The following is a 12,108-nucleotide window of genomic DNA, read 5'->3' as shown; positions in this document are numbered from 1 at the left end:
AATGAAAAAGATATTCAAATACATCACCCTTTCCGTTTTTGGGATTAGCGTGATTTCATGTTCTGACGAAACTGTTCTGGACCTGAGTCCTATCAATAACATCTCGTTGAACGATGCCTTCTCATCCCCCTCTTTGATCGAAAGTTCAGTGAACGGGATGTACAATGCCGCGGCCATTGGCCAGTACAACTCGACCAACCCCAACGGTGGTCGTGGATATATTTGGGGGGCTGCTTTCGTACAACAAGGTGACAACAGGGGAGAAGATGTGGTGAACACTGCCACCTTCTACCAATTGACCTATACGGCCACATACGACCCAACAACAGCGAACAACGTTTACTATTGGATCGATGGTTATCGTTTGATCAACAGGGCCAACTTGGTCATCGAAGGAGTTACCACTGCTGCCGAAGCCGGTATCATCACCCAAGATGTGGCCAATGATTACATTGGTCAGGCCAAGTTTTTGCGTGCCATTACCCATTTCGAGTTATTGGTCCACTTTGCAAGACCTTATAACTTTTCCGCTGGAGCTTCACATCCTGGAATTCCCTACAGGGAAGTGGGAATCGATACACAGGCTGAAATCGACTCTGAAATCGTCAAGGGAAGAAACACCGTTGCCGAAGTTTACGAAAAGGTATTGCAGGATTTGGACGATGCCGAAAGCTTGATTACCAACACTAGTTTGACCAAAGCTTCCGCAAATGCAGCCATTGCTTTCAAAACAAGGGTTTACCTACACATGCGCGATTGGGACAATGTAATCACGGAAGGAAACAAACTCAATGGCAGCTATGAAATGGAGGATTCTCCAAATGGTCCTTTCATCAACAGCTATGACAATTCTGAATCCATATTCTCATTGACCCAGGCCGCTACGTTGAACCCTGGTGTGAATGCCGCTTTGGCTTCGCAGTACAACCGAAGAAGATTGGTGGCCATTAGCCCCATCATCTGGAGAGATCCTAGCTGGTTGGCAGACGATTTGCGCCGTGAGGACAATTCAACTCCAACAGATGTAGGCACAGGTATGGTGTTCACCGCTGGTGGTGCCAAATTTACCTTGAAATACAAAGACGGGGTCAACTACACCGACGCTTCTCCTGTAATCCGTTATGCTGAAGTAGTGTTGAACATGGCCGAGGCGCAAGCCAGAAAGGCTGCTCCAGACCTTCCTGCTTCATTGGGCCTTTTGAACCAGGTAAGGGATAGGGCTTTGGCAGATCCTGCCACTCAATCCTATGTCCTTGCCGACTTTGCCAATGCCACCGAATTGGTAGGTGCCATTTTGAAAGAAAGAAGGATCGAGTTCGTGATGGAAGGCAGAAGATGGTCGGACATCCATAGACTTCAAGGTGATGATATGCATCCTATTGCCGGAATACCTCAAAAGGTAGCCAATGGAACACCTGCAGCCGACTTGTACACGCTGGGAACTGCATACGATGGTCCTTACGGTGTACCTGCTGTTCCTTATGCTGATTTCAAGTTTATTTGGCCAATACCCCAAGTGGAGGTGAATGCCAATCCAACTCTGGCAGAACAACAAAACCCAGGTTGGTAATCCCAACCCCTTAAATAAATTTAAAAACCCGTGGGCTTCCCCACGGGTTTTTTATTTTGTCAGTGGAATAAGCCGTTGCAGTTCTTGTCTAAAATTTGTCAATTCAGGCAGTTTTTGAATGATAAGCTATATCGAAAACCAGAATTTGAAGCCTAAAACCGGAGGCTAGCTCAAATCTTTAATTCACAACATGAAAATCCTCTGCATTGCAATCCGATTGACGGCACCAAAAGAAGTCTTTAGGCACAAAGGGGAGATTATTAGCTTAAAAATCAAATTTATAGGACACCCCTGCCAAAGCCTGAAAGCCCTGCACCCTGAAATTGGCCCAGTTTTGGTAATTGTTATTGGCGATATTGGAAGCCTTCACAAAAATGGAAAGTTGTTCGTTCAACCGATACCCAACATGTGCGTTGACATCAAAAAAACCGTCCAAGGTCACGATGGTCGATGGAAATTCAGAAGGTGATGCACCATCAATGGCCTGTGATATCAAGTCGTCCCTTTCACCCACATAGAACAGATTTGCCCCCATGTACCATTGATCGGTAATCTGGTAATCCATGAACAATGACCCTTTAATGGAAGGTAGGTTCCACGCAGGATTGTCCGTTTCGGTATCATAGTCATAAAATTCCGCATTCACTCCCAAGGTAAAGTTGCGGTTGATATCGATATTGATTTCCCCGAACACACCCAAGGTCTTCATATCGTCATAAAACACCTGAAAGGAATTGCCATAATAATAGCTTTTATCATCATCCCTGATATTGATCGGGTTCAACAAAAACAAGGGTCTTCTGTTCTCTGCAGTATAGGAGCCCTTGATATTGTACCCAACATTGGACATCAACTGGCCTTTTAAACCTAAATAGCCTTCATATTGCTGATCGGTGGGGAGAATATCCAAGGTCGGTGACACGTAAGGATTATCATCCACAAAATCGTGATACGAGTTTTGCTTCAATTCCCCCTCTATTCCCCCATAGGCAATCACATTTTCATCCAAAAGACGGTAGGAAGCGGTCACGGCCGGATAGATATAAAAATTGCTGTCACTGTTTTCGGTGTCAAGACCATACACAATGTTCGCTCCCAGATTGAGGGTAAGATCATCACGCAGGATGAGTAGACTTGGGGTCACCCCGGCCTGAAGATGGCTATAATTGATCTCCCCTGTATTGGTCGTATTGTTCAATGATGCGTTTTTGAAATTTCCGCCCACATAATCCAACTTGGCGGAAATGGTGATCAGTTCCTCGGTAACGGGCAGTTCCAAGGTCGGGTTAAGTACCAAGCGATTTTCCGCGGATTCCGTGGCATCCCAAAAACGCCTCAAGAGGATGTTCCCTTGCTTGAAAAAGGAATCCTCCATGTTCAAATGGGCCTTTGCCTCGGCATTGAAATAATTTTGTTGTTCGTCCATGGAGGCAACAAGATCATCGCTATACACGTCGTTCTCTATCCCGTACCAGTTGTACAGTTGGTGTTGGAGCCCCACACTGGCGCCCCAATCCATATATCTGTCCCTTTTGGCATAGGACGCATCAAGTTTTGTATCGTAAAAATCCGTGTCCAAGGGAGTGGAATCCAAATCACCCCTTGATGAATTGTGGGTCAGGCCAAAATCCAACAAATCCTCTCCCCTGTTGAACTCCCTGCTGGTATAAAAATCCACCAAGGCATTGTTATAGTTGCCCAGCCCTACCGAAGCATACGAATTGTACAGCGTGGGTGGCGGGGTCTTCTTCACTCCCGATGCCTTTCCCTTGGCCGGGGTAAAGGTGGAGGCCACCGGAACGGAAAAAATACTGTAATCTATCTTCTTTTTTTGAAGTACGATGGAATCGTTCAGGTTGGGTGCCGATTTGATCTTGAAAGCATCTGAAACGGTCGGGGAATACGGTTTCACCACCGTTACCGTCTCCGTGCCGATGTCATCGGTCTCCTGACCGAAAAGGGTTCCAAAAAGGCTCAAAAAAAGTAATGGAAATATATAGGTTCTCTTTTGCATGCTGTGTCTCGTTTAGTTTTCGTTGGGATCTACGGATGAATTGCTCTCAGCTTCCTTAGTCTTGATAATGGCCAGTTCGCTCTTGGCCTCGGTGACAATCTCATCATAATCCGAAAAATTGGAAATCACGCTTTCCAAAATGTACGTGGCCTGGAAGGCATCACCCAATTTGTAGAAATTTTTGGCCATGATCACCAACCCCTTTCCGGCCCATATTTTGTAGGCTGCATAATCTTTTGCCAGTTTTTGTACCGATGTGTTGGAGGCTTCAAAATCACCTTCCTTGTTCTTGAAATAGGCATCGTAGTACCACGCTTCGGCAGCGAGTTCCCCCGTAGCGATTTTCTTCACATCCTGATAGGCAGTCTTGGCCAGTGATTCATTTTCCGTGGCGATGGCCGATCGTGCAATCATGATCTGCGCATCACTCTTGATCCTATCATCGATCTTGGGGGCCTTCAATACCTTTTCGGCATAGGCTATGGTTTGCCCATAATCCTTCTGTCCATAATATCCCTTCATCAAATTGGATTGGGCAAAGGTCCTGTTCTCGGAAATATCGGCCGAGCTTTCCAATCGTTTCAGATAGGGAATGGCACTTTGATAATCCTGTTTTTCCACATAGATCTCACAGACACGGGTCAATGCCTGCTCGGTATATTCGCCGTTCCCGCCATCGGCCACGACTTTGTACCTTGGCAGGGCTTTGTCTTTTTGCCCTTTACCAAAATAGAGTTGGGCCAGTGCAAAATTGGCACTTCCGGAATGGAGACCATTCGGGAACTGTTTCAAATAGTCCTCGTAGCCCTTGATAGCCACATCGGTCTTGCCCTCTATCTGTTTCCTTTCCGCCGATTCAAAACTGGCATTGTCCAGTTCGGAGTCGGTCACCTCCACAAAATCCAGGTTTCTGGCCCATGCGGCATATTCGCTTACCCTGCCTTCGTCCACATAGACCAATTTGGCCGTGGCCACCGCCTGTTTGGCCTCTTGGGTGTTCGGATATTTCTGCACCACTTCCTTCAACTTGTCCAAAGCCTGTTGATTTCTACTGGCATTGTAGTGCACCAAACCTTGGCGCAACATGCCTTGGGGGGCAAACTTGCTCTTTGCATATTCGGCCACAAGACGGTCATAGGTCCGTAGTCCCAAATTCTCCTGATTGTCTTTGATATAGGAATTGCCGAGTTCAAAAAGGGCATCATCGCGCAGGGAAGAGTTGGGATAACGCTCCAAAAATTCGTTCAGTCCATCAATCTTGGCCGAGTTGTTGCCCAAAAATCCGTTGCTCAATGTTTTTTGAAACGCAGCATAGTCCCTTTCCGGTCCGTTCAACTTGGAAGATGCGTCGTAAGCGTTCATGGCCAACTGATATTTGCTGGTCACGAAGTAGCTGTCCCCCAAACGGAGGTACCCATCGTTCTTTCGGTCCTCATCAATGGCGTTGGAATTGACCACGTTCTTGAAATAGGCAATTGCATTGTTGTAATCCTTCAGCTTGAAGTAACAATAGCCCAGATTATAGTCCAGCTCTTCATATTCGGGCAATGCTTTGGATGCGGGAAGTTGCTGGAATTTCACAAAATCGACCAAGGCCTCCTCAAAACGGTTCAGACGATAGGCTGATTCTGCTTTCCAATATAGAGTCCTGGCCTCAAAAGTTGCGTTTTCGGCACTTTTCAGCGATTTGGAAAAACTTTCCAAGGCCGCTTCATAATCCCCATCAATAAAGAGTTCAATCCCTCGATAGTAGGCTACTTTCTGATAGGTTTCCTTACTCGCGTAGTTCTTGTTCTTCTCCAAAAGTTGCATGGCGCCTTCAAAATTTCGGGAAGTGATGTACGAATCCACCAAAAGTTCTTGGATCTCCATTTGGTTTTCATCCTTTGGATATTTCTCCAGATAGTTGGTCAAGACTTGTGGGACAGGTTCGTACGCATTGCCTATTTCGTAACTCAGCCTGGCGTAGTTGAGCATCGCATCTTTCTGTATCCCTGGACTGAAATCCATCTGTGAGGCATTTCGGAAAGCATTGAGCGCTTCGGATTTCTTGTCCAGCTTCAAATAGCATTCCGCCAAGTGATAGTATGCGTTCTGCGACACATTGTTGGATCCCCCAATAATCTTGTTGAACTGTTGGATGGCATTTTGGTAGTCCCCTTGCTTGTAGTGGCTGTACCCCAGTAAATAGTAATCGGTGTTGTTGAACTTGCCTCTTTTTCCCTTATAGCCTTCCAAATAGGGAATGGCCTTTCCATATTGTTCCAAATTGAAGTAGCTCTCACCAATGATCTTGTTGAGCTCGGAAACTTCCTGCCGGTCCGATTTGGGCAACTGCTTTTCTGCCATGGCGATGGCCTCCTCGAACTTGCCCAGTTTAAAATTAAGATCGGCCTGGTAATAGGACAGCTTCTCATTGAGCAACTCTGGGTCCGTGATCTGGTCAAAACGGGCACTGGCCTCATTGTAGTCATCCTGTTCATAGGCAATATACCCCAGATAATACTTGGCCTGCGAGCCATATTTTTGTGAGGTGGTCACCTTGCTCAGGTACCGTTCTGCCTCACCGGGCCTGTTGGAGGCATAAAGGGCATAACCATTATTGAAGTTGAACCGCTCCCTATCCGCATAGGACATGGAAGACTCATCCACTTTTTTGTACCATTTGAGGGCAAAAGGGTATTTTCCCGTCTCAAAATAATAATCTGCCACGTCCAAAAAAGCGGAATTCCGCTTGGTCGACGTGGGATACCGTTCCACAAAGTCCTCCATCATTTTGTCCGCTCCGCGTTGGTTCAACCGTATGGCGGCATTGGCGGCATAGTAGGCACTGTTGGCTTCTGTCTCGCCATCCTTGGTGCTGGTCTTTACCGTCTGGAAAATGGTCTGCGCGGCCTGATACTGTTGATTATTGTACAGGGCCAGAGCATCTTGATAAGCTTTGTTGTCGTGGGTATGGATTTCGGTTTCCTGTGCGGTGAGCACAAAAAAGGTCCCCAAAAAAATGGGGAACACAAAGAGGTTTTTTCGATTCATAGTGTTCTACGCTGTTCTCGACTGACTTTAGTCATAACGTCAAAATTAAGGCCAAAGTATGTTTGCTGTGCAATATGTCCAATTTTCAATGGGTAAGGTTCCAAGTATTTACAATTATGATTACTTTTATTCCGAAAAGCTCAATGACCTCTAGAGCTTTTGGTTATCAAAAATAGCAATGTTGTTGACATGAAACCCCTATGGGGTCAACCATTATTTTTGGCCCGACAATTCCATGACCTCACCGTACCGATTTTGGGCAGCGACCTCTTCAGCCTTTGACCGATACGTTTTTTACATCTGAATCTTAATCCTAAAACAAGGAACCATGACCTACGCCATCATCATTTTTGGAGCCCTGTTGCTCTTTGCCATTTTTCTGTTCAACAACCTTATCTCAAAAAAGAACAAGGTACACGAAGCCTACAGCAGTATTGATGTGATGCTCAAAAAAAGGACAGACTTGATTCCCCGTCTTGTAAACACCGTTAAAGGATACATGGAGCACGAACGGGCAACCCTGACGGAAATCACCCAACTGCGGGAAAAGATCATTTCCGAAAAAGGGCGGACCAATGACCGATTCAAATGGGAAAGCCAGTTGGGTATGCTCCTTGGAAATCTACAAATAAGGGCAGAAGCCTATCCTGAACTCAAGTCGAGTGAAAACTTCCTAATGCTACAGGCCAGTCTCAATGAGGTGGAAGAACAACTTTCTGCTGCACGAAGGGCATACAATGCAGCCGTGAATGCCCACAACAATGCCTTGGAAATGTTCCCTTCCAATATCATGGGCAAAATGATGGGGTATTCCCAGAAAACGTTGTTCACCATTGAGGCTGAAGAAAAAAAGGCTCCGGAAGTCTATTTCCAACAATAGGATATGGAAAATAGCAATAGTAGTAAGAAAGCACTTCTTCCATTGCTGCATCAGGCAGAAAAATTGAGAAAGAAGTATCGTTTTTATAAAACGGGCGGCAATTTGTTCATACTCACATTCGTGTTGGGCATCTTTTTCCTGCCCATGATCACCTATTTCAACAATCAGTGGATTACCGAAGTATCCCGGAACAGTTCAGGAGTGATCTTCCAAATCCTTTTGGTTTTCTATTGGGTGCTCTATTTCGTTTTTATGATCAAAGCGAACCGTATTGGAGTCAAATACAGGAAAGTTGAAGGTGAGATCCTACAACCTGTGTTGGACCGATTGATACCAGGCTTAAAGTACAGTCCCATAAAACAGATCACACCAGCACAGATCACTGAAAGCCTATTGATCCCCAGCTATTCCCAAGTGTCGGGCAATAAGGACAAGCAACAAAAAGTATATAATATGGGTTCAGGCTTTGCATCTGGTAAGGTTGGTGATACTTCCATCGTCATGGGGGATGTAAAAATCATCAACCAAAGCTTTTTTGGGTCCTATTTCATGTACATCCCATTCCTTACCCATCTATATTTTGCCTATAACTACATTCGGCCCTGGTTTTCCAAGGATCACTCGGTTGATCACATGGGATACAGTTTTTTTGGCATGTTCGTCATCATTGATTTCAATAAAAAAATCAGGGGAAACACCATAGTCTTGCCAGACAAACTCGAAAAAAGGGCAGGGTATTTCGCAAAGATCATACAATCCCTTAAACTCCATCGAAAACAGCTCATCAACCTTGAACATACCGAGTTCGAAAAAGAGTTTGTCGTATATGGCACCGATCAGGTCGAGGCTCGATACATTCTTTCAACGGCTTTCATGGAACGCATCGTGGCCCTGAAAAGAAAAATGGAAAGACCCATCATGCTATCGTTCAACAATAACAAACTGTACATGGCCATCCAACACCCCAATGGTTTTTTCTGTCTTCCACAGCACAAGAACCTCATCACCTCGAATGCGTTTGAACTGTTTGTTGAGAACATTTCCAATGCCATCGGGATTGTGGAAGACCTGAATCTGGACACTAAAATCTGGAAAGTGTGATTTCCCCGATTTCTTGAAAAAAATGGCCTTTCTCCTTAAATTTTGGTTCCGATCGTTTATTTTCAAATACTTTTGTATTGCTTTTGAATTCAAATTATGCCCGAGACCGTCGTAAAATTAGAGGATGTTGCCGTATTCCAAGATGAGAACCTAGTACTGAACCATATCGACCTTGAAGTCAAAAAAGGGGAGTTTGTATATGTGATAGGAAAAACCGGCAGCGGCAAAAGTAGTTTTATGAAGACCCTCTATGCCGACCTCCCCCTCAGGCAAGGTGTCGGACAAGTGGTGGACTTTGACCTTAAAACCCTTAAAGAAAAGGACATTCCCTACCTACGGAGAAAACTGGGCATTGTTTTTCAGGATTTCAAACTGCTGCCGGACCGCAACGTGAACAACAACCTCCGCTTTGTACTCAAAGCGACCGGATGGACGGATGCCTCCAAAATGGACGAAAAAATTGAAGAGGTTTTGAACAAGGTCGGCATGAAAACCAAAGGTTTTAAATTTCCTCACGAACTTTCGGGCGGGGAACAGCAACGGATTGCCATAGCCCGTGCCCTATTGAACGACCCGGAACTCATCCTTGCCGACGAGCCTACGGGAAATTTGGACCCACAGACCAGTGTGGAGGTCATGAAAGTGCTCCAGGACATCAACCAAAATGGGCGCACCATCATCATGGCCACCCACGACTATGCGCTGATCCTAAAATACCCACACAAAACCTTGAAATGCGACGGAAGCAAGGTTTTTGAAGTGGTCCAAAAAGCAGTATGACCCTGATTTTAGGAATAGATACCGACTAAATCCCCGTTCCCAAAAAGTTTTTGTTTCTTTGTCCAAACAAAACACAATTCCATTTATGGAAATTCTTGGTATCGATATCGGAGGAAGCGGCATCAAAGGTGCTCTTGTCAATGCTGAAACTGGAGAAATGTTGACCGAACGGTTCCGTATCCCCACACCAAAATCCAAAAAGCCCCAGGCCATGGCCAAGGTGGTGGCCCAGATTGTGGAACATTTCAACTATAATGGTCCAGTGGGGTGTGGTTTTCCTTCCATCGTAAAAAATGGGGTATGCATGTCCCCGGGAAACCTTCACAAAAGTTGGGTGGGGGTGAACATCGATGAGCTTTTCACCGAAGCCACTGGACAGGAGTTTACAGTGCTGAACGATGCCGATGCCGCTGGTTACGCTTCCATGAACTATGGCGTGGGAAAAGGAAAAAACGGATTGGTGATCATGATCACCATTGGTACTGGACTTGGAAGTGGTGCCTTCTTCAACGGGGTGCTCATCCCGAATTTTGAACTAGGACAAATACCTTACAAAAAACACAAAAAAATTGAAAGTTGGGCCGCAGCCTCGGCCAAGGACAGGGAAGACCTGAACTTTGAAAAATGGGGCAAACGCTTCAACAAGTTCTTGAACTTCGTCGAGCTGATCGTATGCCCGGACTTTATCATCGTGGGTGGCGGTACCTCAAAAAACTGGGACGAGTTCAGTCATCTCATCAAGATAGAGACCCCGGTGGTAAAAGCGGAACTGATGAACCACGCCGGAATCATAGGTGCGGCCGTGGCCTGCCTTAGGGAGCAGCACCACGGGCATCTGACCAAGGGTTAAACTACCTTGTTTCGCTTTCTATCAACCTCTTTTAGGTAAATTTTTCGGATCCTAAGATGTTTTGGGGTCACTTCGACATATTCGTCCTTCTGGATGTATTCGAGTGCCTCTTCCAAGGAAAACTTGATGGCAGGTACAATCTTTGCCTTTTCATCCGCTCCTGAAGAACGGACGTTGGACAGTTTTTTGGTCTTGGTCACGTTCACCGTCATATCATCACCACGGGAATTTTCCCCGATTACCTGGCCTTCGTAGATATCCTCTCCCGGATCAATGAAAAACTTGCCCCTTTCTTGAAGCTTGTCAATCGAGTAAGGAATGGCGGTACCATTTTCCATGGACACCAACGAACCGTTCAATCTCTGGGGAATGTCCCCTTTCAAGGGTTGGTATTCCAAAAAGCGGTGCGCCATGATGGCCTCACCTGCCGTGGCGGTCAACAGTTGGTTTCGTAGACCGATGATGCCTCGGGACGGGATAAGGAACTCACACAGCATTCGGGAACCTTTGGCTTCCATGCTGGTCATCTCTCCTTTTCGCATCGATACCATTTCCACGGCCTTTCCTGACACCTCTTCGGGCAGGTCAATGGTCAAATGCTCCACCGGCTCACATTTTACACCATCAATCTCTTTGATAATCACCTGCGGCTGACCGATTTGCAGCTCGTAGCCTTCCCTTCTCATGGTCTCTATCAATACCGAAAGGTGCAATACTCCACGGCCAAAAACCATAAATTTATCGGCACTACCGGTTTCCTGTACCCTGAGGGCCAAGTTCTTTTCCAGTTCTTTTTCCAAACGCTCCTTGATGTGCCTTGAGGTCACAAATTTTCCATCCTTTCCAAAAAATGGACTGTCGTTGATGGTAAAGAGCATACTCATGGTAGGCTCGTCAATGGCGATGGTCTTCAATTGCTCCGGGTTTTCAAAATCGGCCACGGTATCACCAATTTCAAAACCTTCCATCCCCACTATGGCACAGATATCACCTGCTACCACCTCTTGCACTTTTTGGCGTCCCAGACCTTCAAATGTGAAGAGTTCCTTCACTTTGGTCTTGATGATTTTCCCATCCCTTTTTACCAAGGAAATGTTCTGTCCTTCCTTAAGTGTGCCCCTTTGCAATCTTCCAATGGCGATACGGCCCGTAAAGGAAGAGTAATCCAAAGAAGTGATCAACATTTGTGTGGTACCTTGTTCTGGCTTGAACTCGGGCACATGCGCAATGACCATGTCCAAAAGAGGTTCGATATTTTGGGTCGGCACTTTCCAATCCTCGCCCATCCAGTTGTTCTTGGCGGAACCATAAACGGTTGGGAAATCCAACTGCCACTCCTCTGCGCCAAGCTCGAACATGAGATCGAACACTTTTTCGTGGACCTCTTCGGGCGTACAGTTTTCTTTGTCCACCTTGTTGATGACCACACAGGGCTTCAAACCAAGGTCGATGGCTTTTTGTAGCACGAAACGGGTCTGCGGCATGGGACCTTCGAAGGCATCCACCAACAACAGGACCCCATCGGCCATATTGAGTACACGCTCCACTTCACCACCGAAATCGGCGTGCCCAGGGGTGTCTATAATGTTGATTTTGGTATCCTTGTACACCACGGAAACGTTCTTGGAGACAATGGTGATCCCGCGTTCCCGTTCCAGGTCGTTGTTGTCCAATATCAGATCGCCCTTGTTCTCGTTGTCTCGGAACAATTGGCAATGGTACATGATTTTATCCACCAAGGTAGTCTTACCGTGGTCAACGTGGGCAATGATTGCAATATTCTTGATTTTGGACATAACCTGATTTTTAAGCGCGCAAAGATACTGCTATTTTCGGCTTGTCCGCATATCCAAATGTTATTTTTATCTTATTGATTT

At 46.0% G+C, this 12,108-nt stretch carries 8 protein-coding genes; 5 read left to right on the top strand and 3 right to left on the bottom strand.

The window, feature by feature from the left end:
• The first annotated feature begins 1 nt into the window (after position 1).
• A complete protein-coding gene (locus FOT42_RS10455; protein ID WP_151890520.1) occupies positions 2–1,570 on the top strand; it encodes a RagB/SusD family nutrient uptake outer membrane protein in 1,569 nt (522 codons plus the stop codon).
• A gap of 265 nt (positions 1,571–1,835) precedes the next feature.
• Here FOT42_RS10455 and FOT42_RS10450 read toward each other — a convergent pair whose 3' ends face one another.
• Both FOT42_RS10450 and FOT42_RS10445 read right to left on the bottom strand, forming a co-directional pair.
• Positions 1,836–3,584 carry a TonB-dependent receptor gene (locus tag FOT42_RS10450; RefSeq protein WP_151890519.1) on the bottom strand — a complete coding sequence of 583 codons (1,749 nt, stop codon included), beginning with the start codon at positions 3,582–3,584 and terminating at the stop codon, positions 1,836–1,838.
• A 12-nt stretch (positions 3,585–3,596) separates the two neighbouring features.
• Positions 3,597–6,620 carry a tetratricopeptide repeat protein gene (locus tag FOT42_RS10445; RefSeq protein ID WP_151890518.1) on the bottom strand — a complete coding sequence of 1,008 codons (3,024 nt, stop codon included), beginning with the start codon at positions 6,618–6,620 and terminating at the stop codon, positions 3,597–3,599.
• A 328-nt stretch (positions 6,621–6,948) separates the two neighbouring features.
• Between FOT42_RS10445 and FOT42_RS10440 the strand changes: the two genes are divergently transcribed.
• The 4 genes from FOT42_RS10440 to ppgK all read left to right on the top strand — a co-directional run bounded on the left by FOT42_RS10440 (position 6,949) and on the right by ppgK (position 10,231).
• Positions 6,949–7,500 carry a LemA family protein gene (locus FOT42_RS10440; protein WP_151890517.1) on the top strand — a complete coding sequence of 184 codons (552 nt, stop codon included), beginning with the start codon at positions 6,949–6,951 and terminating at the stop codon, positions 7,498–7,500.
• Positions 7,501–7,503: 3 nt separating this feature from the next.
• On the top strand, positions 7,504–8,601 hold the full coding sequence (locus FOT42_RS10435; protein ID WP_151890516.1) for a DUF3137 domain-containing protein: 1,098 nt from the start codon (positions 7,504–7,506) through the stop codon (positions 8,599–8,601).
• A 96-nt stretch (positions 8,602–8,697) separates the two neighbouring features.
• Complete coding sequence (locus FOT42_RS10430) at positions 8,698–9,381, top strand: cell division ATP-binding protein FtsE (RefSeq protein ID WP_151890515.1); 684 nt, start codon at positions 8,698–8,700, stop codon at positions 9,379–9,381.
• Positions 9,382–9,466: 85 nt separating this feature from the next.
• Positions 9,467–10,231: a polyphosphate--glucose phosphotransferase gene (gene ppgK / locus FOT42_RS10425; protein WP_151890514.1), complete on the top strand. Its 765-nt coding sequence runs from the start codon at positions 9,467–9,469 to the stop codon at positions 10,229–10,231.
• Here ppgK and typA read toward each other — a convergent pair.
• Positions 10,228–12,027 (bottom strand): translational GTPase TypA, encoded by a 1,800-nt coding sequence (gene typA, locus FOT42_RS10420; RefSeq protein ID WP_151890513.1) that lies wholly within the window; start codon positions 12,025–12,027, stop codon positions 10,228–10,230. The two genes, ppgK and typA, sit on opposite strands and share 4 nt — an antisense overlap.
• Between the last annotated feature and the right edge of the window lie 81 nt (positions 12,028–12,108).

It is taken from the genome of Flagellimonas hadalis (assembly GCF_007785775.2).
GTDB lineage: Bacteria > Bacteroidota > Bacteroidia > Flavobacteriales > Flavobacteriaceae > Flagellimonas > Flagellimonas hadalis.
Note: the sequence above shows the minus strand (reverse complement) of the source record. Positions and strands in the feature narration are given on the sequence as shown.